This is a genomic window from Bradyrhizobium sp. USDA 3256, assembly GCF_054058275.1.
This window is the reverse complement of sequence record NZ_JBSSAE010000002.1, coordinates 6,505,374-6,529,004: the sequence shown is the minus strand read 5'-3', so window position 1 is coordinate 6,529,004 and position 23,631 is coordinate 6,505,374. Positions and strand designations below refer to the sequence as shown.

Here is a 23,631-nt window from a genome sequence, read left to right as displayed (position 1 = left end):
CGCGCTTTGGCTGTTCGTCGTTGGAGCTAACCCGGACAGGCCAGCAATCTAGTGGCGACGCGATATCATCGGAATTGGAGATGGATCGTGAATGAGAAAGAGCCTTGGACGGCCGGCGTCGACCATGTAGGGCTCGCCGTGGAAAGCTTACCGGATACTAGGGAGTTTTTCACGGAATGCCTTGGGTGGAAGATCGTTGCTGAAAGCGCAACGTACCGGCGATTTTCGTGTCCGATGGAAATGGTATCGTGACTCTTTGGCAGGTCGAAGATCCGAAAACCTGCGTTTCGTTCGACCGTCGCCGTCGGTCTGCACCACCTTGCATTGAAGGTGGCTGATCGTTCGAGCCTCGATGCGCTACATGTTCGATTTGCAGCTTGGCCCAAGACCACAGCTCCTGGTCCTAAATGGCTGCCTTCGGTGCCCGATCTCCAGATCAAGCCTGCTTGAGGCGAAAATCGTAGTTGAGATGGACATATGGACGCTCGATCCTACGGCCATCTTGGGCGCGCCCGGGTGGGAGCTGGATGAACTCGCGGATCAAGCTCTCCTTGACGCCGAATACCACGTCGGAATCGAGGTACTTGTCGCCCGCCGCGAATACGTGCGTGACCAGTTGCTCGAAGCCCGGTGAAGAAACCAGGAAGTGCACGTGTGCTGGCCGCCAGGGATGCCGCCCTTGCGCCTCCAACATCTCGCCGACGGGGCCGTCGTGCGGTATCGGGTAAGCCGCTGGCCTAATCGACCAAAAATGGAAGCGGCCGTCCTGGTCAGTATATAGCCGCGCGCGCATCGCGAGTTGGCCGATTTCGTCCAGCTGCTGGACGTCGTAGTAGCCATCGTCGTCGGAATGCCAGACATGGACGACCGCGCCGGAGAGCGGCCGACCGTTGACGGTGGAGACCGAGCCGGTAACGAGCATCGGCTCGCCCTTGATCGCGCCGGAGATATCGTCGCCATTCTGCATCTCGGGCGCAGTTTGGACGAAGAACGGCCCAAGAACCGTGGTCTCGGTTGCGCCCTCCGGCGTCGGATGGTTGATCGAGTCGACCAACATGGATACGCCCAGCGCATCTGACAGAAGGATGTATTCCTGGCGCTTGTCGTCGCACGTGTGGCCGGTGCGCGTCAGGAAATCGATGCCGTACTCCCATTCCGCCTGGGTTGGGCGTACCTCGCGCACAAATGAGTGCAAGTGTCGCACAAGCGCTTCACTGACCTTCTTGACGCGCGGATCGCTCGCGTTCTTGATCCGCTCGATCACCGCGTCCGTGATGGTGTTCTCGTTGAAGTTCCGCATGATAGCTCCGTTGCAAAAACTCAGATCCCGTAAGCCTCGAGAGACGTCTGGCGCGCCAACTACGAGGAACCCTTAAAGGACGCCGGTGCTTCGCCTATCCAAGCGCGTGCGATCAGATCGCGAATTGCGCCGCGTTCGAGGGGGCGGGGATTCCAGTAGGCATTGGTAAGCGCAAGATCGGCCGCCTGCTCGATACCGCTTTCCGGCATTCCGATGTCCCGCAGTGCCAACGTCGTGTCGAGCTGCTTGATAAGATCGTAGAGACCTTGAGCTGCGTCTGCGGCGCCGACTGCGCGAGCGATACGAGTCATGGCTTCGGGCTCCGCCGGGGTGTTATAGGCAAGCGCATGTGGGAGGACGACGGTGTGTGTCTGCGCATGCGGCAAGTCGAACGTACCGCCGAGCGTGTGGCAGAGCTTGTGGTGCAGCGCCATGCCGACTGTGCCCAGGCACACGCCGCATAGCCAGGCGCCGTAGAGGGCCTCGGTGCGAGCCTGGAGATCGACCGGCTTTGCCATAATCGCGGGGAGGGCGCGGGCGAGCGCGCGGATGCCGTCTTCCGCCATTAGCGAGGTTATGGGATTGCGCTCCCGCGCATAAAGCGCTTCGGCCGCATGTGCGATTGCATTGATGCCGGAGGCGGCAGCCAGGCTGGGAGGCAGTGTCAGCGTCAGGTCGACATCGTAAATTACCGTCGCCGGCAGCACCTTGTTGGTGCGCACGGTGGTTTTCATACCATCTTTGGTCTCGCCGAGGATCGGCGTCATCTCTGAGCCGGCATACGTCGTCGGAATGGAGAGTTGGTGCACGTCGGTTCTTAGGGCCAGGGCCTTGCCCAACCCGGTCGCCGATCCGCCACCAAGGGAGATCACGCAGTCAATGTCGTAGGCCTTTACGGCCTCCAGCGCCTGCTCAGTGACGTCGACTGGGGTATGCATAGCGGCGCCGGGGAATATTCCCGCGTAGATAGGTCCCAGGGTGGCTGCAAGCTGTGTGCCTTGGACTTCCTGCTCCGGCGTTGTCAGCACCAGCGCGCGCTTGCCGCCGAGCCGCTCAACCTCGGATCTGGCCGTGCCTAGCGTTCCGCTGCCGAACACGACGCGGCATGGGAGGCTATCGAAGGTAAATGGTTGGATCATGCACCGGTCCCTGTGAGGTCAAGCCGATTTGGTGGGGCGTGCGGCATCTAGTTTCGTCGTGAGCCCGCATTCCCTCCAAGGGAGATCGAAGCGCCCTCCGAGAGGGCCGGAGAGCTCGACGTCGACACCCCAGTTTGGCTGTCGAGGCTCTGGAAGGAGCCCCGACAGCGATTGATGTGGGATAGCGAGCTATCTTCGCCCAGCGCGATCAGGCACTTGCGAGCTCGGCCGACCGCATATAGCGGCCGTTCTCGTAGAGGAGGGGAGCGACCTCCTCCGAGACCAAAACTCGATCGACTGCGCCAATAATTACCGAGTGAGTGCCAAAAGGAACGACCTTCTGTGCGGACGCCAGAATGTTGGCTTGAGCGCCCGTCAGAACAGGAATTCCGTCGAATGAGAGGCTCCAGTCTCCTACACCGAAGCGGGCCCGCCCCTTCAGCTTTCCGCCAAAAGCCGCGGATATCTCCTGTTGGTCGATCCGGAGTACGTTGACGCAAAAGCGCCCGCTCTCAACCAGCGGATTGTGGATGGCCGCTGCTCCGTTAACACAGACCAGGACAGTCGGAGGATCCGCGCAGACAGAAGTGATTGCAGTCGCAGTCATGCCGAACCACTCGCCGTCTCGTGTGCAGCTCACGACTGACACGGTTGCGGTCAGCCGCCGCATGGCTGATTTAAAATCGACCAAAGGTGCGTTCATGTCGTCCTCCCGATCGAACCGCCAACAAAATCCGGCTCGAGTGGAAACGTGATGATCGTTACGCCGGCGGTCGCATAGTTGGGCACATCGGCCGCCGCCGCCTCTCCTTCCGGAGAGGCGAGTGCCGCTCGCAGCGAGGCTTCGTCGTCGAATTCGCACTCAACGACCGCATAATATGGCGACGGTTGAGGTCCGGCCTCGGCGCCGAATCCGTACCGAAGAGATCGAAGTTTGGGGAACTTCGCGACTAGCGGAAGATGAACTTTTACGAGGTGATTCCGAAAGTCCTCTTCCGACTTCGGCGGATGATAAAGCGCGATGAGCTTGTGCATTAAATCCCCCTACTAGTACGGCTGAATCAGTTCTTCGATGCCGAACAGCGCACGGCCATAGATCAGGCTGGCCATTTCCGGGTGGACGAACGCGTGCCGGCTGGCGATCTCGCTATCCCGCCAGATCCGCTGCAGCGGGTTCGCAAGGGCAAAGCTTCCTGCGCCGTTCACGCTGAGGAGCTTATTGATGGATTCGCGGCACAGCTTGGCGGCATGACCCGTGTCCATACGGACGCGTGCGCGCGTCACCAGGTCGAGCTTCTCCCGCCGTAGCGCTGCGCCGTCGATGTCGGCGCAGGCTCGTGCGACGAGTAGATAGGCGGCGTCGATGTCGCACATTGCTTCCGCCAATTTGATCTGGTGCGCTGGAGATTGCCGAGCTTCGCTGAACACCGTGTACGCGACGGGCTTCCCGGCACCCTTCTGGAGGGTCAGATCTACTGCATGTCGCGCAAGTCCGATTTGGACCGCGACAAGAATGATCTCGGCAACTGGCACGAACGAAGCGTAGTAGTTCGGCTCCTCGGCCCACTCGCGCGCATAGTTCTCGGCGGCCATGTCAGCGAAAGCTTGTACTCGGTAGTCGGGGACAAACACGTTGTCCGCAACCAGCGTATTGCTGCCTGACGCCCGCATTCCGGCCACATGCCAGGTGTCGCGGATCGTAAGGTCGCTTAGTGGTATGAGGGCGAGCGCAGTGATCGGCGAACCATCGGCGTTCTCGCCGATCTTGATGCCCAAGGTGCCCCATTGTGCATGCAGCGAGCCTGACCCGTACCACCATTCGCCACTGACGCGATATCCGCCATCAACGCGCTCCGACTGCACCGGCATCGTAAACACGCCGCAAACTCGGGCACCAGGCGTCTTGCCAAACACCTCTGCTTGGGCGCGTTCAGAGAACAACGTCGCGAACCAGGTGCAAACATTTAGAAGTGCGACAGCCCAACCGGTGCCGCCGTCAGCACGACCGATCTCCGAAACGGCATCGATGAAGGTTCGGAAGTTCGCGCCGGAGCCTCCGAGACGCTTCGGCACAGCGATGTGGAACAGCCCTTCGCGTTGCAACGCAGCAATCGTCTCATCGCCCACGCGACGCGCGTCCTCGGCGGCCTGCGAGTTCGCCTTGACCAAGGGCTGGAGCCGCGTGGCTCGCTCGACGATTGACTTTTGAGGTCCCAGCGGATCGATATACGAGGCGGTTAGCTCGGAAACATTCGACTTTTGAGCGACTGAGTGCACAGGCATCTCCTCCTGATGTTGCTTTGATAGTGGCGCGACCCGTCGGTGTGACGATGCGCGTAACTCTCCTAAGCAGAAGGTGTGCCAACACTGAAAACTCTTCGTACTCGTTTGAGTTTACTGAGCGATTCGAAATGTGGTCCTTTGGGTTGTCGCCGGGTGCTGGTTGAAATTAGCCAATCTCAACGGCTCGATCGGCTGAGATCAACCATGTTGGAGATCGCTCATGACGAGATACCTGGCGGCTAGTGCGTAAATGGCGGGAGCGAGAAGGGAGGAAGCAGTGTCGCGGTTCACAAGCTTCGCGTTGAAAGAAAACGTCGTTGATAGGACTAGCACCGGTTCATCTGCGCGAAGCAGCGTCTTGCCCGACATCTCCGACTTGAGTGAGTGCGTCCACTTCTCGCCTCACGACGGGCAAATCTGGTTGGCTGATCAAAGAGCCGTGCTTCTAAATCTGGACGCTATGGTGGCGCTGCGCCGCGAGCTGATCGAAGCCAACGGTCCGCTAAAAGCCAGGCAAATTCTGTTTCGCATGGGGCATGCCGCGGGAACGCGTGAGGCGCAGGTCGCGATGAAGGTTCGCGTAGATCGCCCGCAGATTGACGCGTTTCTTGTCGGGCCGCAACTTCACGCGCTGCGTGGTGAAGTCTTCGTTGAGCCGGTCAACATAGAAGCGAACGTCGAAACCGGAGAGTACTTCAGCGAACTCACATGGCGCAATTCTGCCGAGGCTGAAGCTCATGCTGCCTCGTTTGGTGGAAGCTCTGAACCTGTTTGCTGGATGCAGATTGGCTACGCGTCCGGCTATACGAGCGCCATCATGGAACGGGCGATCTTGTTCAGGGAGGTGGAGTGTATCGCCTGCGGGTCCCCACAGTGCCGGATCGTTGGAAAGCCTGTAGAGGAGTGGCCGGAAGACTATGCGTCGCAGTTTATGCCTCGCCGATCATTTACGGGGAAACGCGTTGGCCCCTCGATCGACGCAAAGGCAGCAGAGAAGCCGGTCAGCTCCAATGTCGTCGGTACTTCGCCCGGATTCCTTGGAGCGTGGCATCTCCTACGGTGCGTCGCGCCCCTGGATACAACGGTGCTTCTTCTTGGCGAAACAGGGGTCGGCAAGGAGATCTTCGCACGCGCCTTGCACAGCGCGAGCTCGAGGTCAAAAAAGCCGCTCTACAGCGTAAACTGCGCGGCGTTTCCCGAGACTCTGATCGATGCGGAGCTCTTCGGCGTGGAGAGAGGGGCGTACACTGGTGCCCACCAGGCTCGTGAAGGGTGGTTCGAAGCCGCTGATGGCAGCACGCTCTTTCTGGACGAGATTGGGACGCTAAGTCCAACCACGCAGGCGAAGCTCCTAAGAGTGCTGCAGGAGGGGCAGCTGAGCCGGATCGGGGGTACCAAAACTAAGCAGGTCAACGTGCGCGTGGTTTGCGCGACGAATTTGGATCTGGATGCCGAAGTGGCGAAGGGCACCTTTCGAGCGGATCTCCTGCACAGATTGAATGTCTTTCCGATAAAGCTTCCGCCTCTCAGAGACAGACGCGACGACATCCCGCTGCTTGTCAGTCACTTCTTGCATAGGTTCAACAAGAAGACCGGGAGACACGTGACCGGCTTTACGGCCGAAGCAATTGAGGCGCTGCTGGTCTACGAATTTCCCGGTAACATCCGCGAGCTCGAGAACATGGTAGAGCGTGCCGCGATCCTAACTCATGACGAAGAGCCCATAAGTCTATTTCATCTCTTCAGTCACTCGCAGATATCCAATCGAACCGTCTTCAAGCCCCAAACTACGGGGAAGCTTGGCGCTCTATCGTATGCGGAAGAGCAGAACGCGAATAGCGGTCCGATCGAGTCGGTGATTCCTGGAAAACTATCCCTTGGAGAAATCGAGAGGTTGGCGATCCAGAAAGCCCTGGCCGCATGTCAGGGAAACATTTCAAAAGCGTCTCGAACCTTGGGAATCTCCCGGTCGAAGCTGCGCTACTACATTCAAAAGCAGCAGGGCCGGTCTCATTGATCCGGCCTGGAGTGGATCGATCGTCTCTCGGCCCGAGCGTCTCTGGCTGCACGCTCGGTCGCCGGCGGAAGGTGCTGGCAGTGTCATGTGAGCAAGTGCACGTACTAGGCCGCGGCTCATAACGGCAAAAGGCTAGGGCGCCCAACCGCCCACCTCGATCTTTCTCCGATTAAATCCTCCGCCTGGCATCGGGCAGCTGAAAATTCTCAGCGTCAGGTGGCCCGGAAAAGGTTCCTTGCCGGTCAATTACGAATTGGTTCGAATATCAAACCTTTTCTGTCGATAAGTAGTTGAAATATAACAGGTATTGCAAGGTCGTCTCGTTGCTTGGCTGACGTGAATTTGATCGTGAACCTCCCACGCCGCTTCAACAACGTATTAGCTGGCGAGCCGACGCAGCGCGTTCGTCGTCGGTTCGCATTCACAATGGCTAGGTGGGAGAATCTTCATGTCAAAGGACTTCTTCGCCCGCACTTGCGATGTGCGGACTTGCGACGTGCGAACTTGCGATTGAGGTAAGGACAATGGCTGCTCGTCAGAGCGACGAAAGTGGGCAGCCCGAAGCGGGTGGCTACCGGGATCACTCTTGGTACCACCCGAAGCGGCTCATGCTGGATGTTGTTGGCGTCATCGCCGCTGCCGTGGCGACCCAGATGGTCATTCCCGGCATAGTTCCGTACTTTCAGCTCAAGATGTATCAATACAGCGGCTTCGATTTCGAAGATGCTCAGTATATCGCCGTGGCCTCGCATCAAGACCTAACTGGCGACCCGAAACAGGCGCAGATCGAATTCAACCGCGTCTTCTGCGGCTTTTCTTTCCTCACCGCGAAGTCCTGCTTGATGCACCGTGTGGTGCCGGTCAGCGGCGAAGCTCCTTCGAGGTGGCGCTTCGACAAGTCTCCTGTCAAGGACGTGCTCTTGGGCGACCGTTCTTCCACGGCATTCCTGGCGTGGATCTCGGAAAAATCTGGAACGGGTGGATCGGCAGTAACCCCAGATCTGGGCTACGGCACCTATGTCGGCTACGGGATCGCTTGCACCAAGAACCACGAAAAGAGGAAGGCAAGCCCTATCCGGTAAAGGTACTCTATGGAAACTTGCCGAAAGAGTTCGACGATACGATGCCTGCGGACCTCGGCGATCTGCGGGCTTCCATTGCCGGCTTGATGACGGCGACAAAAATAAGCGTTGAACTCAAGGAAGGACCGCCGACGGCGTGCGAGTCCAAGGGACAGCTACCTGATTTGAAACGCAAGCCAGATCTCGCCGACGGCATGAAGCAAGCGAGAAGATGAGTGCAATTGGTGGTCGGCGTTTGCCTGCCACGATTATTTCGGATCCAGCGCTTGGCTTGTCGATCCGTCCTAGGCCACGGCATTCTGACCGTGGCGATACCTACCCACGTGTTCACTCCACATGCGCATGTCGTTACCAGGTGCGTCCTTCTCCTGTGAACGGCCTGCCCGAACACGCGAGTAGGTGCAGAGATCGTCACGGGATCAACGGAAAAGAGGACCAAGGAATGGCTGCCATTCGCCAAGTCGCAGTTCGAAGTGGCTGCGTTTGGCCACCGTCACCTGACACCGGTCCGCTCCAAGCTTCACGCAGTCCTTAGATAAAGCCGGCCTATCTGGTTGTTATTCGACCGCTTTTCTATGAGTGCGCCCGATGGCGCTCGACATTGGCACGTCGCGTGCAGTGTTGCTCCTCGCAAGAAATCACCCTCCGTAACCGGGTGACTTGGGAGGATAAAGCCGATGATGCAAACTGCCCTGCTATCCGCGATTCCCCAGTCTGACGTCGATCTCTACAGAGACGACATTCTTCTGGACCCCTACGCGACATACCAAACGTTAAGAAACGCTGGCCCACTCGTCTGGCTCAGCCGCCTCAATATGTATGTTGCTTCCAGATACAGCGTCGTCAAAGAGATCCTCGCGACCCCTTCTGTCTTCATCTCAGGCAAGGGCGTGATGATGAACGAGCGGATCAACACGGCGCTTCAAGGTATCGGTCTATGTTCTGACGGCGTTGAGCACGACAAGATCCGCCGGATCGAGATTAAGCCTCTAATGCCGCGCGAGCTTCGCTCTCTGAAAGACACGATATCGAGTGAGGCGGAGTCAATTGCTGACCGCTTGGTTGCGGCTCGCCACTTCGACGCAGCCACCGACCTGGCTCAGCATCTTCCATTGAGCATCGTTTCGAATCTCGTGGGACTTCCCGAGGATGGTCGGGAGCGTATGCTTGAATGGGCCGCCGCGAACTTCAATTGCTTCGGACCCTTGAACGAACGTGCGATCGGGTCGTTCGATCTGTTCCAGGAGATGGTAAACTACGCGCTCGAGTATGCAGTTCGCGGAAAGCTCAAGCCAGGAAGTTGGGCTGAGATGTTGCACGATGCGGCGGATCGAGGAGAAATACCCAAGGAGCAGGCGAGCCTCATGGCGCTGTCATATGTGGGGCCCTCCCTTGATACGACAATCTTTGCGATCTCCAGTGCGATTTGGCTGTTCGCCAATAATCCCGATCAATGGGATTTGATCAGGGAGGATTCGACGCTGATACCCAACGCAATCAGCGAGGTAATTCGGATGGAATCGCCAATCCAAGGATTTTCACGGTTTGCCGTGCAAGAGCACTCGTTCGACGATATGACGATACCGCGAGACTCGCGTGTTATCGTGCTTTACGGCTCCGCCAATCGTGATGAGCGGAGGTGGGTGGACCCGGGGCAGTTCGACGTGCGGCGGGAGGGAGTGTCAGGCCAGCTTGCCTTTGGCCACGGTGAACATTCATGCATCGGGATAAATCTGGCTCGTATGGAGATGGCAGCGCTGCTGACCGCGCTTACCAAGAGAGTGAAGCGCTTTGAGATCAGGTCCAGCGAACGCGTCATAAACAACACACTGCGCGGGTTTAAGAAGCTGGACGTCGTCGTTCATTGATCCTGTCGTGCGAGGCTACGCGGGCTGCGACGCGCTCGGTCGCAGCCCCAGCTCGGCCGGACGGTCGTTCAAGGGTGTCTGGCGGTTCCAGGGGATGGTACAGTAGTTTATGCGTTTAATGGGCCTACAAATCGTCGCCACTGCGCCATAAGGCTGCTGTACCCCCGCTACCATGCGTGACCCACCAGCCTCAAAGTGGGTCTCGGGCTGTAGTGGTCTCCTGACTCGAACTCCGCCGCTCACAGGCTAGCTCCTTGAACCAGGAGTGGAACCCGACAGCCCCATGAGGACACCAGTTGGAGAAAGGCCGGAGCCCGCTATCAAGCTGCGACCTTTCCCAGCTTTTTGGGCTGGGAGGGCCGCAACGTACTGTGCCCAGCGCTGAAGTGCCTCTCGCATCTCAGTCGCATACCGAGCGCGGTTATATACCCCGGCAACGCCAGCGCGGTGGCCGCTGACGTGGTTTAGAATCGCCTCCACGATGTGTGGCAACACGCCAAGCCGGTCGGCCATCACTGTCGACGCCGATCTCCGAAGATCGTGAATTGTCCAATGGGGCAGGGGTTCGCCTAGGGCTTCCGCGATCCGTGCATCAAGCGCTGTCTTCGACTTGGACCAGCCCGAGAAACCACGGCGCGGGTCACCACTGCGTCGGGGTCCGTCACCAAAAAGGAAGTCTCGGCCGGTTCGGCGGTGCGGGAGCAGGGTTAAGGCGGCCGGAACCAATGGTAGCGGGTGCTCGCGACGGTTCTTGGTCCGGGCGCTTGGCAGCGTCCAGAGCCCCGAAACGGTATCAAGTTCGGCCCATTGCATGCCGCCTACTTCATCACGGCGTTGGCCTGTGAGTATCAACAAACGCACAATACGTCCGTAATCGTCATCGCCACAGGCCCGCCATATGGCTGATAGCTCCGTCTCCGTGAGGACCCGTTCGCGACTTCCCGGCTGCGCGGGTCGGTTAGTGCCGAGAACCGGGTTCGCAGCAATGTCGAGGCCCTGGCGTATTGCCCAGTTGAACATTGAGGACAGGGCTGTACGGGCGCGGGCTGCTGAGACCGCTCCATGAGCTGATGCGATGTCAGCGACACGAGCCGATATATGACGGCGGGTGATCTGGAAAACCGAGACGGGATGCAGGGGTTTCCAACTGACCAACAAGTAGCGTTCGATTTCCGAATAGGTCCGGGGCTTTAGCCTTTGTTTGGCGTTCCGGAGATATTGATCCGCAATTGCCCGGAGTGTGTCGGCCGCCTGCAGGCGCGCCTTGGCTTTTTCGTCCGCCGGATCTTTGCCGTTGGCAACTAGGCCCAAAAGCCGCTTGGCCTCCTTGCGTGCGAGCTCGGGCGTCCAAGGGGCACCATGAGGACCGATGGTGACAAAGCGCTGCCGACCGAACACTCGGTACTTGAGGACGTAGGTCGCTTGGTCCCGTTGACGCCGAACACCAAAGCCCCGCACCGCTTCGCGGTGGTCTGCATCCCAAATAGTCTCGCCCGGCTTGAGTGCTTGCACTGCGCGGATCGTTATACTCGAAACAGCCATCGACCGCCTCTGTAGCTACCACGTAGCTACCACCATAGCGGGAATTGCAGCGCAGATAAGGCGAGACCCGGCGGGCTTATTAATTGATAATACTACAGTTTTCGTACGAAAGGCGGCAATGGCGTAGCACCGGCGGAGCCCTTACTGTGTCTGTGGAACAGGAGGTCGGTGGTTCGAGCCCACCCAACTGTACCATCCGATTCAACTAGTTAGCGATTCTGGCTCCGTTCGATCCTACGCCAATCGCGTTTATCTAGGTATCGTTAGCGTCCGGCGCGCATCCCTTGCTTCTCTCCATTTTAGGAACGTGTGGAGGTCCACCAAAGGATAGTTGGAGGGACTCACACACCCGCGTAAATTGTGGAGAAGGGCAGAGGAGAGAAAATGAGCGCGGAGGATGAGAGCCAACCGGAAACCGCAAAAAAGAAGCGCGTCGCGAAAAAGAAGGCCAAGTTAGCTAAACGGTCAAAGAGCAAGGCGCCACCATCAAGCCCCGGAGGGACGCCGAAATTTCCGCGTCATAGCGTGGACAAGGCTCTTCGCATCCCGCGCGCGATAATCGAACAGAATGCGGGCCATGACTGCACCGATGCCGAGGCCGCGGAGTTTGTTGGCGTCGGTTTCAATGGTCCCTTCAAAGTTGAGGTGAGCTCGGCAATTAAGTACGGATTTCTCTCGCGCCCGGGCGCTGGCCGGATTGCGGTCACTGAAAGAGCGCGTCAGGCAATTCGTCCACAGAAAGCCGGTGACGACATCGAAGCTCTCAGGGCCGCTGTGCTAGACGCGCCCGAAATCAAAGAAGTCTACACCCATTATCGAGGCGAAAATCTACCGGATGAGGCGTTTTTCGAGCACGCTCTCGAGGATAAATACTCAATACCCAGAGATAAAATCGCTGAGTTTAAGGATGTTTTTCTAGCGTCGTTGCAGAGCGCGCAACTCGTCGAGAAGAAGGACGACAAACTTCGGATTGTCGACACCAAGGGTGGATTGCAAGAGGGCGCGACACAAATCAAAAAGCTAAGCACGAGCGCTAATGTCAGCGCGAGCGATAGCTGCTTCGTACTGATGCCCTTCGGAGCGCCAATCGGGGACTACTACTCACAAATCTACGAGCCGGCGATCCGAAAGGCTGGACTGCGACCCGTACGTGCTGATGCCGACATTTTCGGAACCGGAAAAATCATCGATCAAATTTGGGCCGGCATCAATTCGGCTAAGGTTCTTGTGGCAGAACTGACAAATCGAAATCCAAACGTGTTCTATGAGTTGGGATTGGCTCACGCGCTCGATAAGCCGGTCGTGCTGATTTCGTCCAATGAAGGAGACGTTCCATTCGACCTGAAGCACATACGAGTCATCTACTACAACGTCAGCGATCCCTTCTGGGGTGAGAAGCTAATCGAGAAGGTAGCCGAAAACATTCTCTCGGCTCTCACCAATCCCGAGGAAGCTGTATTTAAGCGCGCTCTGACCTCGAAATGACCCAAGGTTGACTCTTGCTAGCCACTGGTGGCGAATATTTGTGCGGCCAAGCGCTAAATCCCGCCGAACTGCCTCAGGTCTGTCAGTCTGCCGCGGCCTGTTTCCTTCCCCATGTTGCGTCGTCCTACTCCAGTTCTACGAACAGCTTCTGACCGAGCACGGGTATCACGTCACGGCGGTAGCAGCGTTCTACTTCCTTCTTGGTCCGGAACCCCGACACGGCCTCCGCGATGTATTTCTTGAGCACGTCGGCGAACGTCACCGTCAGCCACCATGCCTTGTCCTCGGACATCCTTCGGTCGGAGATCGCTTCGCCGTTTCGCGCTGGACAACCCATTGGTCGGGCAGCTTCAAAGAGGGGCTTCTGCTCTCCGTTCCGATAGTGCGCTCTGCGCAAGCGTGTGCGGGTCGGTCGGCTTGCGCGGAAGAGCAGGCTTGAGACAAATACAAAATGGTACTACAAACCACATCATCTCGGCTGCAAAAACGTTAGGTTTTTCAGTACGGAGCGCGGCAGTTCTCACCCAACTGTACCATCCGCAAGATCACTCAGAGCTACATCGGATGATCGCAAGGTCGCTCGCCCTTATCGCCCGGCGTGTCATCGCGTCCGCTTGCACTTCTCCGTCCCGTCACCCAAACTGACTGACACGACGCCTTAACGACGCCTAGTGACACCTTTGGGGGGATGCATGGGGACCGCCGGTTCAAGGAGTTTTTCGTTTGCGTTGATGCTTGGACTCGCCGTTGCGGCGCTGCTGCTGCCGGGCCGAAGCGAGGCCTACACGCCGGACCAGCAGCAGGCCTGTACGCCGGATGCGTTCCGGCTTTGTGGCCCCGAGATTCCCGACGTCGATCGCATCACGGCCTGCATGATCAGGAACAAGGCGCAGCTGTCGCCGGCCTGCCGCGTGTTCTTCCGCGCGGATTCGGAGCCGCGCAGGGCTAACGAACGCGTGGAGCGGCGGCCGGTCGCGAAGCGGAAGGTCTCCAAATCGCACAAGGCGAAGAAGCCGGCCCACTGACCTGGCTCGCATCGCACGCAGGCGAGGGGTCACCAGCTTGACGCGTGTCGTCGCGCAATCGTGCGCTTCGCGCGAAAATGCGCTTCAGCTTGTTGTTTGAGCATGATCTTTTCGGAAAACCGCTTCGCACTTTTCCGGATCATGCTGTGGGATCGCGCGGCTGCAATTTCAAGGCTGCGATGCGCGACAGACTGACGCCTTGTGACGCTGTCACGCAGCATCATCTGTGGGGCTTGTGTGGTTTGGCAAATCTGTTCCGCCTGTGGAACGGATGGAGTGGGACGCGTGAGCGAATACTACAAGCAAGAGATCGATCGGCACTTCGCCTGGTTCGAAGCCAAGCTGCCGGAAAAGCCGGCGCGCTTCGTCGCGTGGCTGCGCAAGCCGTCGTCACGTTATGTGCGGATTCCGCTCGCGATCCTCTTGATCATCGGCGGCATCTTCAGCTTCCTGCCGGTGCTTGGGCTCTGGATGCTGCCGCTCGGACTCCTTTTGTTCGCACAGGACGTTCCGTTCCTGCAGAAACCCACCGCGCAATTGCTCGGCTGGATCGAGCGCAAGTGGACCGAGCGCGAGCGCGCGAAAGCTGCCGGAAAACGCTAGGCACTGAGTCAAATCAAACGCTTAGCGCTTCCATTTGCGGTTGCGTCATAAGTTCGGTGTGACTCAAAAAGCAAAACGCACCGGTAATCTTGGCCACTTTGCGGATTGCAAGAAATTTTTTCTTTCGCGAATCAGCGTGCTGATTCATTTTCGCCTCCTGGGGTCAATCTGGAGGCCAACGTATGAACGTGATTGTTTTCGCTTCGCGTAAGGGGGGCTCGGGAAAAAGTACCCTGGCTGCTCACCTCGCCGCGCAAGTGCACAAGGCAACGAAGCCCTGTCTGCTGATCGATGCCGATCCGCAGGGCTCGCTGACTCTCTGGCATAAACTGCGCGGCACCAACGAGCCGGCGATCAAGACGGCGGTGAACTCGGTCAGCGGGATCATTGCCCAGGCCAAGCGTGACGGCATCGAGTGGGTGTTCATCGACACGCCGCCGAACCTCTCGGCCGTGGTCGACGACTCCATCAAGAACGCCACGATGGTGATCATTCCGGCGCGGCCCGGCGTGTTCGACGTCAACGCCGTGCAGGAAACCATCCAGACCTGCCGCTCGATGCGCAAGCCCTATGCCGTCGTGATCAACGGCGCGCCCGCGCAGCGTGACGGCGCCGAAAGCCGCATCGTCGCGATCGCGCGCGAGGCGCTGGCGAAATTCCGCGCACCGGTGTGGAGCGGCCAGATCACCAACCGCGCCGATCTTCTGATGGCGCTCGGCCAGGGCGAAGGCGCCCGCGAATATTATGCGGAAGGCCGCGCTGCCGCCGAGATCAATCGACTGTGGGCCGCGATCGAACGTTCGATCAAGGCGATCCGCGGCACGGCGTCGGCGTCCGGTACGATGCACAAGCAGGCGGCGTAACAACGCCGCTTACGTTCGAAATGGAAAGAACGCGCGGCACCCGCGCGTTTTTTGTCGTCGAGAATATTGCAGTCATTCCGGGGCATGCGAAGCATGAGCCCGGAATCTCGAGATTCCCGGATTCGATGCTCACGCATCGCTCCGGAATGACGGAGGGGATGCCCTCACGCCACCATCAGCAGATAGAACACGATCACCGGCGCCAGGGTCAGGATCACCGACCAGATGCCGACAGCCCATAAAATATCCTCGGTCGTAAAGCCCGGCTCGACACCCGGCCTCACGGCAACAAAATTCCTGGAATTCACGACGCCCCCGCGTTGGTCTTGGCAATACGGAAGGCTGATACGCGAGCGGTTTTAAAATCCCGGTTGGAATTTCGCTGGCATTTGCGCGCGGGTGCTACTTCGGATTAACCACGGCCCCGCCGGTCGGCCGGTTTGGCCGGACCGAAAGCCTCAGCGCATTGCGCCGTCCCGGTCGCGGATCGCGCCGAGATGCTCGTTGATCCGGAATACGATCAGGATGAACTCGGCGGCGATGCGCGAGAACACGATGCCGACAAAGACGCTGGCGATCGACGCGAGCAGCTGGATGAATCCGACGAACGGGCTGATCGCCATCGCGGTGAGGCTCCACAGGATGCCAGAGATCCCGAACAGCACGATGACCGCGATCACCAGCCAGTAGAACGTCTTGATGATCGTGGGCGTGATGAAGCGGTCCCACTGAAACAGATCCTGGAAATCGAACATCATGGTTCTCCCGGCCAGCCGAATATGATTCGCGTCTCGTTCATCCTACTGCGTGACCGCCGGCGTGATCACTTCATCCCGGGAGCCTGCGCCGCAGGCGTCCGTCGGGACGAGGCCTTTCGCCGGGCCAATGGTTCGGGCGGCGCCACAGCGCCTCCGCGACCAGAGGGATCGATACCGCAGAAGCCCAAACCATCTCGCCTGGAGCGAGCCCCGGACCGGGCGCCGGCAGTCCAGGGGCGAGCTATGCGAGTGGGCCGGTTGTGATTGCCGCAAATAACGGCCACAATCGGGCTTCCCTCCGGCATATCCTCACCCAATGACCACGCTGACCTTCGAAGACTTCAAGCCCGGCCGCTTCGGCACGTTCGGCCCGCGCCATGTTTCACGCGAGGAGATCCTCGCCTTTGCCGCCGAATTCGACCCGCAGCCGATGCATCTCGACGAGGAGGCGGCGAAGAAATCCATGCTCCGCGGCCTGTCGGGCTCGGGCTGGCATCTCGGCTCGCTGATGATGCGGATGCTGTTCGACGGCTTCATCGGCCGCACCGCCTCGCTCGGTTCGCCCGGCGTCAACGAGATGCGCTGGGTGGCTCCGCTGCGTCCGGGCGACGATTTGACGCTGGATGTCGACGTCGTCGAGGCGCGCGTCTCGAAGAGCCGGCCCGAGACCGGCATCGTCACCTTCAAGGGCACCATCCGCAACGCGCGCGGCGAGATGCTGTGCGAGATGGAGTCGCCGATCATCATCAGCCGCCGCGACGGCGCGGGCGCATAGGAGAGGTCATGCGCTTTTTTGAAGATATCGAGATCGGCGCGCGGCGCGAGTTCGGCTCTTTCACCTTCACGCCTGAGGACATCAAGCGGTTCGCCGCGCAGTTCGATCCGCAGCGCTTCCATCTCGACGAGGAGGAGGGGCGCAACTCGCTGTTCGGCGGCCTCGCCGCATCGGGCTGGCACGTCGCCAGCGTCTGCATGAAGCTGCTCGTCGCCGACGGCAAGCGGCTCGCCGCGGAAGCCGCCGCGCGCGGCGAACAGGTCGCGGTCTGGGGGCCCTCGCCGGGCTTCCGCGAACTGCGCTGGATCCGCCCGGTGCTGGCAGGCGATACCGTCAGCTTCACCAACCAGGTCGAGACCAAGCGCACGTCCGAAAAGCGGCCCGAATGGGGCATCCTTCAGGCCCGCAACACCGGCGTCAATCAGCGCAACGAGGTGGTGTTCTCGTTCCTCGCCACCGCTTTCGTGCCGCGGCGGAATCCCGGTTCCTGATGTTGCCGGCGCGCCTCTGATGTTGCCCGGACGCCATGGTTAGCGAATGACTTCTGCTGCCGACGCAGTTGTGCGTTGCGTGGAACTCAGTTTTTGCTAACGCATTCTGAACCTTTGTCCCTGCCTTATGGTTTGAGGGCACGGACATCTGGCAAGAATGACTGGGGATACCATGGCAGATCGCAGCGCGCTGAAACTCGTCGGCATTATCTTCGCGACGGTAACGGTTGTGGTGATGCTGGCCACCGGAATGGTCGTGAAGGGCTTTGCCGACGGCAACTATTCCTTCGAGACCACCGCGAGCATCGACCGCTGATTGACCGTCTGTAACTGCCGGCGCTCGAGGGAGCGCAGGTGGCGTGCATTTGCGCTTTTCAATGTGATCTGTCGGCAGGCTGCGTCACATTTCTTCCAAGCTTCTGTCTAACGATTCCAGATCAGCACCATCACGACCGTCGCGGCTGCCAATATGCCGATGAACCGGATCATGATCGTGCCGATGCCCTGCTGCGGCTGGCGCAGCGGAATCGGATCGGCGGCGTTATCCGGCCGGACGCTCTGCATGACTTCGTCTCCAAATGGATGCCCGGCAGGGCGCGGTCCGGACGCGAATTCCGGATTGGACGCGGGCTCGACATCCGACGTTCAAATCGGCTTCTTGCAAAAATTGACGTCGCGGAGTTTACGCCGCGCTGAATAACGAATCGTTCTGCGCTGAATCCGGCCGCAAAGCGAAGCCGCCGCCCCCTGTTCAGGAGGCGGCGGCGATCAGTTTGGGAAACTGAGCTGTATCAGCTGTTGCGCAGGCCGTCGGCGGCGCGCTTCCACTGCGAGACGTTGTCGGCGATCATGCGCGTCGACTTCATCGCGGCTTGGCTGAGCTGGGCATAGCCGGAGATCTCGCGCTGGACGCGCTGGCCCTCGGCATGCAGCAGGTCACGCAGGCTCTCGAGCTCGCCGATCAGCTTCTCGATCTCGGCGAGCGAGGTGCCGGCGACGCGCTGGATCAGCGAGTTGACGTTGCTGACGGTGGCATCGCTGTTGGTGTCGGTCGGCGCGGTCTCCGGGCTCGCCACCGGGCGGCGCAGATAGGCGATATCGTTGCGCACGAAGTCGCGGATGCCGGCTTCGACTTCCGAGACGGCGGCGAGGTTGGTGTCGACCTCGGACGTCGTTTCGACTTCGGTTTCCTCGGTACGGTTGGTGGCGTTCATCGGCTTTCCCCTTGTTCGCAATGGCGAAGCGCGGCTTGTCCCCCGCACGACGAATTGATGAAGTTACGGACCTATCAGTGCCGCCGAATTTGACCGCATCTGGGCCAAGTTGCGGCAATGCCTGATCATTTAGCGCGATAGAGCTAACAGACCGTTCACCATGAGCGCTTGTAGCCGGCGCTGATGCTCTTGTTGGTGGTGCCCTGGGAGGTCTCTCCGACCGAGCCGGAGACGGTGACGCCGTCGAACAGCTTCTGCTCGGCGCCGATCCGGCGCAGCCATCTGTCGTCGGAGGTCGACAGCGTCTGGCCTGCCGTGATGCTGGTGCCGGTGTCGTTAACGGACAGGCTCGCCGACTGATCGGTGTCGTAGCTGCGCGAGGGGTGGCTGATGATGCCGGGCACCGGGACCACGCCCTGCTGGATGAGGTTGTAGCCGTTCTGCAGCGTCAGCGAATATTGCTCCGACAGCGGCACCGACTTGCTCAGGGAGGTGCCGACCTTGCTCTGGTCGGCGGCGGGATCGACCCGCGCCTCGACCGAGGTCTTGTCCCAGATCGAGGCCACGCCGCCGGTCGAGATCGCGGCCCAGGCGGAGCCGCCGGACTGCGGCAGGCTGCCGCCATTGGCGAGCCGCTCCGACAATTGCTCCGACGTCGTCATCGTGCCTTGCCTTGCGACCGTCATGTCGGCGCCGATGCGGGTATCGAGGAATGGCGTGATCGACTGCTTGACCGACACCGCCGACGAGCCGTTGGCGTTGTTGTTGGTTGACCAGGACGGATCGTTGCCGGCGACGCTGGCGGGCCTCGCCGCACGCTTCGGCGCCAGCGTGGGCAGGCTGGTGGAATCGGTGTCGAGCTGGCTCCAGTCGAGCTTGCTCTCGTCGATGTCCTTCAGGATGTCGGCGTCATTGGCATTGGCCGCCGGCGGCTCCCCGTCGGCCGCAGCCTCGGTGTTATCAGCTGCGGTATCCTGGGTGGTAGGAGCGATCTGCCATGGCGGGGTTTGCGCGGCGGCCGACAGCGCCATCGCCAGGCTAAAGCCGGCCGCCAGCACCGGCAGCCTTGCCCAGCCAAATCGTAATGTGAAAGTCATTCCCAGCCCGCAAATTCCAGAGCCGCAGCATGCATTGCCGTGGCGCAAAATTGTGGCATCGGCGCTCTGAAAGCAAGTGATCAACGCGTGATCGTCATGGACAAACGCGCCGCGCGTTCGCGCGGCGCGTCCCGAGCGCGGCCGTTCGGGGCTGGCAAAACAGGCCGTCGCTGCCGGGGCGCCTGAACGCGAAGACGCGCTTCGCGCTTTAGCGCCCCGGACGTGACGAAGGCGTGAAATCGAAAAGCCGTCAGACCGCGATGCGCGGCAGATGGATCGGGTAGCCGACGGTCTGCTCGACGAGGTCGAAACTGTCGACCAGCACGCGGAAGCTCGTCAGCTTGCCGGCCCTGAACTGCGCGAAATGCGCGATCCGGAGCGAGATCGGCTTGTTGGAGTCGAGTGCCGTCAGCGAATAGCGCAGCATCGAGGCTGCGGAATCCACGCCGAGCATGATCGACTCGCGATCGAAACGGTGAACCCTGAGGTTCTCGCCGATCTGCCGGATCACCTCGAGCACCGCGGCCTTGCCGCGGCGCGCGCCGAAAAAGGAAAACAGGTCGATCGGCCCATAGATGGACCATTCGACCTCGTCGTCGAGCAGCGGCTCGATATCTGCAAGCTGGCGTTCGTTGATCGCGCGATGCAATGCGCGCGAAAAACGCCAGAGACTGTGCTCTGTCATTTTGGTCTTGTCCTGAAACTGGATTTTCAAACGCAAACGGATGGCAGGGGATCAGCGCCGACGCCTTGCCAGGTTGCTGCACATCGCTATTGCGGCCTGAAATAGTGCGGGACGGCAAAAACGCAAATGACTTTTTTGCAATGCACAATTGCGCGGAATTTTACCGGAATGTGACCGCCGACCTCTGGATTCTGGTTCTGACGCGCTTCTTTGATGCGAGCCGGCATCCACCCCGCATCACGTGCGGGGCAGGCTTCGCGCGAAAACCGATCGCCGCAATTCAGCGGTCGCGCTGCCGCACCGGTTGCCGCTCGATCACGATCTCGGCGTCGCGGATCGCCACCACCGCGAACAGCAGCGCGCCGCCGATGCCGCCGATCGCGGCGCCGAGCGGCATGAAGGTGAAAAACACCAGGGTTCCGCTGTCGATACCCGAGGTTCTGGCCAATCCGATCCAGCTAAGCCCGGCTCCGATGCCGAAGGCGGCGCCGCCAAGGGCGCCCAGCGCCAAGCCAAGCACAGCGAGCAATGCGATTTTCATGGTGATTTCAGCCCCGACCGCAACAAGCCCGGTAATAAGTCAGCGCCGGGCCGTCGAGGTTCAACGCCGGCGTTGCGAATTTGCCTGCACGATGTCGTCGTGCCCGGTCAGCGCCGCCGCGACGTCGCGCTCCAGCACCTGCTGGACGAGATCGAAGGTGTCGATGATCTCGCGGATCTCGGTGATCTTGCCGTCGCGCAGCGTGTAGAACACCGCGACGTCGAACTGCACCACGCGGGCGTTGTGGCGCTTGCGGAGGAACACGCGCAGCTGCGCGGCGACCCTGTCGCCCTGGGTCACGACGATCGGCGCCTCGTAGCGCATGTCGGAATAGCGCTCGTGGATCGTGGTCCACATCTGGCGCAGCGCGGCCTTGCCGTGGTGCTGACCCATATGCGGAAGAATGTCGATCGGGGCGTTGGCGAGAAACGCGACGTCGTCGCTGCAGCGATCGAGCGCGCCCTCGATGCCGCCGGCATAATAGACGTCGAGGAAGTTCAAGACGCGCTGCCGGTTCAAATCCTCGCCCATGATCGACTCCGCCGGTCCGACTCGCTCTGGCCCGGCATTGTGAACCGGAGCATTCCACAATCAAACAACATATGTTTGACGCGCGAGACGCGATTAGGTTCGGCAACCAGTGCGTGCATTGTGGCACAAAATGCATGCGGCGCGCCGGTTCGCGCAATGCGACGACGGCGGCCATCGCGGTGCTGCCGGCGGTTTATTCCGTGCCCGCGCCACCTAAATCTTCGCGCCCGCGGCCTTGCCGCGGCACGGCCGGCCCGTATGCTTCGCGGCGGAAGGCGGCCGAACAGAGCCGCCCCGATGGGGAGAGACCAATGAAGCGCATCACCAACTTCGCCGCGATCCTGTCGCTGCTGGCATGCCCGGCGATCCCGCCCGCCTTCGCACACACGCCGCAGCAGCCTGCCCACCAGCTCTACAATGAAGGCGACCTCAAGCTCGAGAGCGGCGAGGCGATCAAGGATTTCTCGATCTCCTACGTCACCCACGGCACGCTGAACGCGAAGAAGTCGAACGCCATCCTGATGGTGACCGCGATCTCGGGCAATCATCACCGGCTCGATTTCATGATCGGCCCCGGCAAGGCGCTCGACCCCGACAAGTACTTCATCGTCTGCACCGATGCGATCGGCAACGGGCTGACCACGTCGCCGAGCAATTCGAAGGCGCAGCCGCGGATGCAGTTCCCGAAATTCGCGATCCGCGACATGGTGGAATCGCAGTACCGGCTGATGAAGGAGAAGCTCGGCATCGACCATGTCGTCGCCGTGGTCGGCCCCTCGATGGGCGGCATGCAGGCGCTGCAATGGGGCGTCAGCCATCCGGACTTCATGGACGCGCTGGTTGCGATGGTGCCGCTTGCGAAGACGCCGGCCTGGTCGGTCGCGGTGATGGAGGCCTCGCGCAAGGCGATCATGAACGATCCGGCGTGGAAGGACGGCAATTACGAGGCGCCGCCGGAGAAGGGCCTCAAGCTGTTCCGCGATATCGTCGCGCTGCTCGCGGCGCGCACGCCCGACATCTATGCGGCGCAGTTCAAGTCCGGTCCCGACGTGCTGCCCTGGATGGCCGAGCAGGAGACCGCGCTGTGGAAGCTGTTCGACGCCAACGACTGGATCTACCAGAGCTGGGCCTATGACCGGCACGATGTCGGCACCACGGCCGGGTTCGGCGGCGACACGGCGAAGGCGCTGGCTTCGATCAAGGCGAAGACGCTGATCCTCACCGGCACCAAGGATCTGCTCAATCCCGAATTCGAGCCGAACCAGATGGGCCAGAACATCGGAGGCGTGACCATCAAGACGATCAGCCCGGCCACCGTGACCGGCCACGCCTCGGCCGGCGGCAAGAAACTGAACTGATCGGCTGAACCGGCCGCGCCTCGCAGACGTGCGGCGGCAGCTGTCCGCGAGTTAATGAAACCTCCGCCCGCGCGCCCGGTTGGTTCGGCGTGGGCGACGCTTCCGGGATCAGGAGTTCCTTATGAGTAACACCATGCCGCTTGCCGTCGCCGCCCTGGTTGTCCCCAGATAGTTCATGCGAGCGCGCACCGCGCGACGGTGAGCCGGTGCCGACGCCGGCCATGAGGCCTTGAGCTCCTCCGGGGCCGGCCGGTGAGATCGCGCCGGCTCGCTGTCGCGGTGCGCTCGACAAAAACTAATCCGATGGCGCCGGTTGCCGGCGGCGAGGTCGATGGTGAACCGCTTCGTCTTCCCGGAACCGGCCGTGCCGCTTCGCCGTTGATGCGGCAGCATTGCATTGGAGCCGCATCATGAAATCGATTGTTCTCGCGTCCGTCATTGCCGTCAGCGCGTTTGCCACAGTGTCTTCCGCCGACGCCAAGGGTTGCATCAAGGGCGCGATCGTCGGCGGCGTCGCCGGTCATTATGCAGGCCGTCACGGCATGCTCGGCGCCGCCGCCGGGTGCCTCTACGGCCGCCATCACGCCAAACAGCAGCGCCAGCAGCAGCCGCAGTCACAGCCCGCGCAGCAGGAGAAGCTGTAGGCTCGGTTGTGAAGTCGCGTTCCGGGAACGCCGTCCGCACCGGCCGCGTTGTCTCCATGCGTAACGGAGACGATGATGACGAAACCAAAGACAAAGACCATCCAGCCCGTTCCTGACGACAACAAGAGCCACAAGGGCCCCGGCAGCACTCCCAGCGTTCCCATCGACACCACCAAGGGCCATCGCGACGACGAGAAACACAACATCCGCGAGCAGGCCGCGCACGGCAATCTGACCCAGAACACCAGCAACAAGCGATCGGGGTAGGCGCAGGGCGAGGCATATTCCGCCGTCGTCCCGGCGAAGGCCGGGACCCATAACCACCGGGCC

At 60.5% G+C, this 23,631-nt stretch carries 31 protein-coding genes; 15 read left to right on the top strand and 16 right to left on the bottom strand.

The window, feature by feature from the left end:
* Window positions 1–51 precede the first annotated feature (51 nt).
* Entirely contained in the window at window positions 52–252 is a 201-nt protein-coding gene (locus ACVWY5_RS32900) for a VOC family protein (protein WP_456671742.1), read from the top strand.
* A gap of 184 nt (window positions 253–436) precedes the next feature.
* Here ACVWY5_RS32900 and ACVWY5_RS32895 read toward each other — a convergent pair whose 3' ends face one another.
* The 5 genes from ACVWY5_RS32895 to ACVWY5_RS32875 all read right to left on the bottom strand — a co-directional run bounded on the left by ACVWY5_RS32895 (window position 437) and on the right by ACVWY5_RS32875 (window position 4,716).
* Window positions 437–1,300 (bottom strand): intradiol ring-cleavage dioxygenase, encoded by an 864-nt coding sequence (locus ACVWY5_RS32895; protein ID WP_028352321.1) that lies wholly within the window; start codon window positions 1,298–1,300, stop codon window positions 437–439.
* Between the two features lie 59 nt (window positions 1,301–1,359).
* Complete coding sequence (locus ACVWY5_RS32890) at window positions 1,360–2,439, bottom strand: maleylacetate reductase (protein ID WP_028352320.1); 1,080 nt, start codon at window positions 2,437–2,439, stop codon at window positions 1,360–1,362.
* A 208-nt stretch (window positions 2,440–2,647) separates the two neighbouring features.
* Window positions 2,648–3,142 (bottom strand): flavin reductase family protein, encoded by a 495-nt coding sequence (locus ACVWY5_RS32885; protein WP_028352319.1) that lies wholly within the window; start codon window positions 3,140–3,142, stop codon window positions 2,648–2,650.
* Complete coding sequence (locus ACVWY5_RS32880; protein WP_051383908.1) at window positions 3,139–3,474, bottom strand: EthD family reductase; 336 nt, start codon at window positions 3,472–3,474, stop codon at window positions 3,139–3,141. The genes ACVWY5_RS32885 and ACVWY5_RS32880 overlap by 4 nt, the downstream gene beginning before the upstream one ends.
* Window positions 3,475–3,486: 12 nt before the next feature.
* Window positions 3,487–4,716, bottom strand: a complete 1,230-nt coding sequence (locus tag ACVWY5_RS32875) for an acyl-CoA dehydrogenase family protein (RefSeq protein ID WP_321177049.1) — start codon at window positions 4,714–4,716, stop codon at window positions 3,487–3,489.
* A gap of 283 nt (window positions 4,717–4,999) precedes the next feature.
* On the opposite strand from ACVWY5_RS32875, the gene ACVWY5_RS32870 reads away from it, so the two are divergent.
* The 4 genes from ACVWY5_RS32870 (at window position 5,000) to ACVWY5_RS32855 (ending at window position 9,689) form a co-directional block, all read left to right on the top strand.
* On the top strand, window positions 5,000–6,739 hold the full coding sequence (locus ACVWY5_RS32870; RefSeq protein ID WP_456671741.1) for a sigma 54-interacting transcriptional regulator: 1,740 nt from the start codon (window positions 5,000–5,002) through the stop codon (window positions 6,737–6,739).
* A 524-nt stretch (window positions 6,740–7,263) separates the two neighbouring features.
* Window positions 7,264–7,821, top strand: coding sequence for a hypothetical protein (locus ACVWY5_RS32865; RefSeq protein ID WP_028352317.1), 558 nt, complete (start codon window positions 7,264–7,266; stop codon window positions 7,819–7,821).
* A 17-nt stretch (window positions 7,822–7,838) separates the two neighbouring features.
* Entirely contained in the window at window positions 7,839–8,036 is a 198-nt protein-coding gene (locus ACVWY5_RS32860) for a hypothetical protein (protein WP_028352316.1), read from the top strand.
* Between the two features lie 462 nt (window positions 8,037–8,498).
* Window positions 8,499–9,689: a cytochrome P450 gene (locus ACVWY5_RS32855; protein ID WP_080673069.1), complete on the top strand. Its 1,191-nt coding sequence runs from the start codon at window positions 8,499–8,501 to the stop codon at window positions 9,687–9,689.
* 246 nt (window positions 9,690–9,935) lie between these two features.
* On the opposite strand, the gene ACVWY5_RS32850 is transcribed toward ACVWY5_RS32855, so the two are convergent.
* The gene (locus tag ACVWY5_RS32850; protein WP_456671740.1) at window positions 9,936–11,201 is read right to left on the bottom strand and encodes a tyrosine-type recombinase/integrase; all 1,266 of its coding nucleotides are present in this window, start codon (window positions 11,199–11,201) and stop codon (window positions 9,936–9,938) included.
* Between the two features lie 414 nt (window positions 11,202–11,615).
* Between ACVWY5_RS32850 and ACVWY5_RS32845 the strand changes: the two genes are divergently transcribed.
* Window positions 11,616–12,716 (top strand): hypothetical protein, encoded by a 1,101-nt coding sequence (locus tag ACVWY5_RS32845; RefSeq protein WP_028336029.1) that lies wholly within the window; start codon window positions 11,616–11,618, stop codon window positions 12,714–12,716.
* Window positions 12,717–12,840: 124 nt separating this feature from the next.
* Here the strand turns inward: ACVWY5_RS32845 and ACVWY5_RS32840 are convergent, their stop codons facing one another.
* Entirely contained in the window at window positions 12,841–13,008 is a 168-nt protein-coding gene (locus tag ACVWY5_RS32840) for a hypothetical protein (protein WP_321177047.1), read from the bottom strand.
* 439 nt (window positions 13,009–13,447) lie between these two features.
* Between ACVWY5_RS32840 and ACVWY5_RS32835 the strand changes: the two genes are divergently transcribed.
* Window positions 13,448–13,741, top strand: a complete 294-nt coding sequence (locus tag ACVWY5_RS32835; RefSeq protein ID WP_038377732.1) for a hypothetical protein — start codon at window positions 13,448–13,450, stop codon at window positions 13,739–13,741.
* Between the two features lie 29 nt (window positions 13,742–13,770).
* Here ACVWY5_RS32835 and ACVWY5_RS32830 read toward each other — a convergent pair whose 3' ends face one another.
* The gene (locus tag ACVWY5_RS32830; protein WP_321177046.1) at window positions 13,771–13,965 is read right to left on the bottom strand and encodes a hypothetical protein; all 195 of its coding nucleotides are present in this window, start codon (window positions 13,963–13,965) and stop codon (window positions 13,771–13,773) included.
* Between the two features lie 52 nt (window positions 13,966–14,017).
* Here ACVWY5_RS32830 and ACVWY5_RS32825 point away from each other — a divergent pair, with 52 nt between their 5' ends.
* Window positions 14,018–14,344: a hypothetical protein gene (locus tag ACVWY5_RS32825; protein ID WP_028336031.1), complete on the top strand. Its 327-nt coding sequence runs from the start codon at window positions 14,018–14,020 to the stop codon at window positions 14,342–14,344.
* Window positions 14,345–14,357: 13 nt separating this feature from the next.
* On the opposite strand, the gene ACVWY5_RS32820 is transcribed toward ACVWY5_RS32825, so the two are convergent.
* Window positions 14,358–14,492 (bottom strand): hypothetical protein, encoded by a 135-nt coding sequence (locus ACVWY5_RS32820; RefSeq protein WP_256521274.1) that lies wholly within the window; start codon window positions 14,490–14,492, stop codon window positions 14,358–14,360.
* Between the two features lie 34 nt (window positions 14,493–14,526).
* Here ACVWY5_RS32820 and ACVWY5_RS32815 point away from each other — a divergent pair, with 34 nt between their 5' ends.
* On the top strand, window positions 14,527–15,207 hold the full coding sequence (locus tag ACVWY5_RS32815; protein WP_028336032.1) for a ParA family protein: 681 nt from the start codon (window positions 14,527–14,529) through the stop codon (window positions 15,205–15,207).
* 458 nt (window positions 15,208–15,665) lie between these two features.
* Here the strand turns inward: ACVWY5_RS32815 and ACVWY5_RS32810 are convergent, their stop codons facing one another.
* Window positions 15,666–15,962, bottom strand: a complete 297-nt coding sequence (locus ACVWY5_RS32810; RefSeq protein WP_026193358.1) for a DUF4282 domain-containing protein — start codon at window positions 15,960–15,962, stop codon at window positions 15,666–15,668.
* Window positions 15,963–16,281: 319 nt separating this feature from the next.
* On the opposite strand from ACVWY5_RS32810, the gene ACVWY5_RS32805 reads away from it, so the two are divergent.
* From ACVWY5_RS32805 to ACVWY5_RS32795, 3 genes are all read left to right on the top strand, one after another.
* Window positions 16,282–16,740 (top strand): MaoC family dehydratase, encoded by a 459-nt coding sequence (locus ACVWY5_RS32805; protein WP_028336033.1) that lies wholly within the window; start codon window positions 16,282–16,284, stop codon window positions 16,738–16,740.
* An 8-nt stretch (window positions 16,741–16,748) separates the two neighbouring features.
* Window positions 16,749–17,231, top strand: a complete 483-nt coding sequence (locus ACVWY5_RS32800; RefSeq protein WP_028336034.1) for a MaoC family dehydratase — start codon at window positions 16,749–16,751, stop codon at window positions 17,229–17,231.
* A gap of 172 nt (window positions 17,232–17,403) precedes the next feature.
* Complete coding sequence (locus ACVWY5_RS32795; RefSeq protein ID WP_016841369.1) at window positions 17,404–17,547, top strand: hypothetical protein; 144 nt, start codon at window positions 17,404–17,406, stop codon at window positions 17,545–17,547.
* A 107-nt stretch (window positions 17,548–17,654) separates the two neighbouring features.
* Here the strand turns inward: ACVWY5_RS32795 and ACVWY5_RS32790 are convergent, their stop codons facing one another.
* The 6 genes from ACVWY5_RS32790 to ACVWY5_RS32765 form a co-directional block, all read right to left on the bottom strand.
* Window positions 17,655–17,795 carry a hypothetical protein gene (locus ACVWY5_RS32790; protein WP_167350365.1) on the bottom strand — a complete coding sequence of 47 codons (141 nt, stop codon included), beginning with the start codon at window positions 17,793–17,795 and terminating at the stop codon, window positions 17,655–17,657.
* Between the two features lie 227 nt (window positions 17,796–18,022).
* The gene (locus ACVWY5_RS32785; RefSeq protein ID WP_028336035.1) at window positions 18,023–18,445 is read right to left on the bottom strand and encodes a hypothetical protein; all 423 of its coding nucleotides are present in this window, start codon (window positions 18,443–18,445) and stop codon (window positions 18,023–18,025) included.
* Window positions 18,446–18,600: 155 nt separating this feature from the next.
* Window positions 18,601–19,542 (bottom strand): hypothetical protein, encoded by a 942-nt coding sequence (locus ACVWY5_RS32780; RefSeq protein ID WP_028336036.1) that lies wholly within the window; start codon window positions 19,540–19,542, stop codon window positions 18,601–18,603.
* 250 nt (window positions 19,543–19,792) lie between these two features.
* On the bottom strand, window positions 19,793–20,227 hold the full coding sequence (locus ACVWY5_RS32775) for a nuclear transport factor 2 family protein (protein ID WP_028336037.1): 435 nt from the start codon (window positions 20,225–20,227) through the stop codon (window positions 19,793–19,795).
* A 280-nt stretch (window positions 20,228–20,507) separates the two neighbouring features.
* Window positions 20,508–20,768: a hypothetical protein gene (locus ACVWY5_RS32770; protein ID WP_028336038.1), complete on the bottom strand. Its 261-nt coding sequence runs from the start codon at window positions 20,766–20,768 to the stop codon at window positions 20,508–20,510.
* 60 nt (window positions 20,769–20,828) lie between these two features.
* Complete coding sequence (locus tag ACVWY5_RS32765) at window positions 20,829–21,299, bottom strand: nuclear transport factor 2 family protein (RefSeq protein ID WP_028336039.1); 471 nt, start codon at window positions 21,297–21,299, stop codon at window positions 20,829–20,831.
* A 311-nt stretch (window positions 21,300–21,610) separates the two neighbouring features.
* On the opposite strand from ACVWY5_RS32765, the gene ACVWY5_RS32760 reads away from it, so the two are divergent.
* From ACVWY5_RS32760 to ACVWY5_RS32750, 3 genes are all read left to right on the top strand, one after another.
* Window positions 21,611–22,657: an alpha/beta fold hydrolase gene (locus ACVWY5_RS32760; protein WP_080667162.1), complete on the top strand. Its 1,047-nt coding sequence runs from the start codon at window positions 21,611–21,613 to the stop codon at window positions 22,655–22,657.
* Between the two features lie 410 nt (window positions 22,658–23,067).
* Window positions 23,068–23,301: a hypothetical protein gene (locus ACVWY5_RS32755; protein WP_028336040.1), complete on the top strand. Its 234-nt coding sequence runs from the start codon at window positions 23,068–23,070 to the stop codon at window positions 23,299–23,301.
* A 72-nt stretch (window positions 23,302–23,373) separates the two neighbouring features.
* Window positions 23,374–23,568: a hypothetical protein gene (locus ACVWY5_RS32750; protein WP_016841379.1), complete on the top strand. Its 195-nt coding sequence runs from the start codon at window positions 23,374–23,376 to the stop codon at window positions 23,566–23,568.
* Window positions 23,569–23,631 lie beyond the last annotated feature (63 nt).

Bases quoted from the DNA above. Each gene is read 5' to 3' on its own strand.
- ACVWY5_RS32895 (WP_028352321.1), bottom strand. From the start codon at position 1,300: ATGCGGAACTTCAACGAGAACACCATCACGGACGCGGTGATCGAGCGG.
- ACVWY5_RS32890 (WP_028352320.1), bottom strand. From the start codon at position 2,439: ATGATCCAACCATTTACCTTCGATAGCCTCCCATGCCGCGTCGTGTTC.
- ACVWY5_RS32885 (WP_028352319.1), bottom strand. From the start codon at position 3,142: ATGAACGCACCTTTGGTCGATTTTAAATCAGCCATGCGGCGGCTGACC.
- ACVWY5_RS32880 (WP_051383908.1), bottom strand. From the start codon at position 3,474: ATGCACAAGCTCATCGCGCTTTATCATCCGCCGAAGTCGGAAGAGGAC.
- ACVWY5_RS32865 (WP_028352317.1), top strand. From the start codon at position 7,264: ATGGCTGCTCGTCAGAGCGACGAAAGTGGGCAGCCCGAAGCGGGTGGC.
- ACVWY5_RS32855 (WP_080673069.1), top strand. From the start codon at position 8,499: ATGATGCAAACTGCCCTGCTATCCGCGATTCCCCAGTCTGACGTCGAT.
- ACVWY5_RS32845 (WP_028336029.1), top strand. From the start codon at position 11,616: ATGAGCGCGGAGGATGAGAGCCAACCGGAAACCGCAAAAAAGAAGCGC.
- ACVWY5_RS32840 (WP_321177047.1), bottom strand. From the start codon at position 13,008: ATGTCCGAGGACAAGGCATGGTGGCTGACGGTGACGTTCGCCGACGTG.
- ACVWY5_RS32835 (WP_038377732.1), top strand. From the start codon at position 13,448: ATGCTTGGACTCGCCGTTGCGGCGCTGCTGCTGCCGGGCCGAAGCGAG.
- ACVWY5_RS32830 (WP_321177046.1), bottom strand. From the start codon at position 13,965: ATGATGCTGCGTGACAGCGTCACAAGGCGTCAGTCTGTCGCGCATCGC.
- ACVWY5_RS32820 (WP_256521274.1), bottom strand. From the start codon at position 14,492: ATGAATCAGCACGCTGATTCGCGAAAGAAAAAATTTCTTGCAATCCGC.
- ACVWY5_RS32815 (WP_028336032.1), top strand. From the start codon at position 14,527: ATGAACGTGATTGTTTTCGCTTCGCGTAAGGGGGGCTCGGGAAAAAGT.
- ACVWY5_RS32810 (WP_026193358.1), bottom strand. From the start codon at position 15,962: ATGTTCGATTTCCAGGATCTGTTTCAGTGGGACCGCTTCATCACGCCC.
- ACVWY5_RS32805 (WP_028336033.1), top strand. From the start codon at position 16,282: ATGACCACGCTGACCTTCGAAGACTTCAAGCCCGGCCGCTTCGGCACG.
- ACVWY5_RS32800 (WP_028336034.1), top strand. From the start codon at position 16,749: ATGCGCTTTTTTGAAGATATCGAGATCGGCGCGCGGCGCGAGTTCGGC.
- ACVWY5_RS32795 (WP_016841369.1), top strand. From the start codon at position 17,404: ATGGCAGATCGCAGCGCGCTGAAACTCGTCGGCATTATCTTCGCGACG.
- ACVWY5_RS32790 (WP_167350365.1), bottom strand. From the start codon at position 17,795: ATGCAGAGCGTCCGGCCGGATAACGCCGCCGATCCGATTCCGCTGCGC.
- ACVWY5_RS32785 (WP_028336035.1), bottom strand. From the start codon at position 18,445: ATGAACGCCACCAACCGTACCGAGGAAACCGAAGTCGAAACGACGTCC.
- ACVWY5_RS32780 (WP_028336036.1), bottom strand. From the start codon at position 19,542: ATGACTTTCACATTACGATTTGGCTGGGCAAGGCTGCCGGTGCTGGCG.
- ACVWY5_RS32775 (WP_028336037.1), bottom strand. From the start codon at position 20,227: ATGACAGAGCACAGTCTCTGGCGTTTTTCGCGCGCATTGCATCGCGCG.
- ACVWY5_RS32770 (WP_028336038.1), bottom strand. From the start codon at position 20,768: ATGAAAATCGCATTGCTCGCTGTGCTTGGCTTGGCGCTGGGCGCCCTT.
- ACVWY5_RS32765 (WP_028336039.1), bottom strand. From the start codon at position 21,299: ATGGGCGAGGATTTGAACCGGCAGCGCGTCTTGAACTTCCTCGACGTC.
- ACVWY5_RS32760 (WP_080667162.1), top strand. From the start codon at position 21,611: ATGAAGCGCATCACCAACTTCGCCGCGATCCTGTCGCTGCTGGCATGC.
- ACVWY5_RS32755 (WP_028336040.1), top strand. From the start codon at position 23,068: ATGAAATCGATTGTTCTCGCGTCCGTCATTGCCGTCAGCGCGTTTGCC.
- ACVWY5_RS32750 (WP_016841379.1), top strand. From the start codon at position 23,374: ATGATGACGAAACCAAAGACAAAGACCATCCAGCCCGTTCCTGACGAC.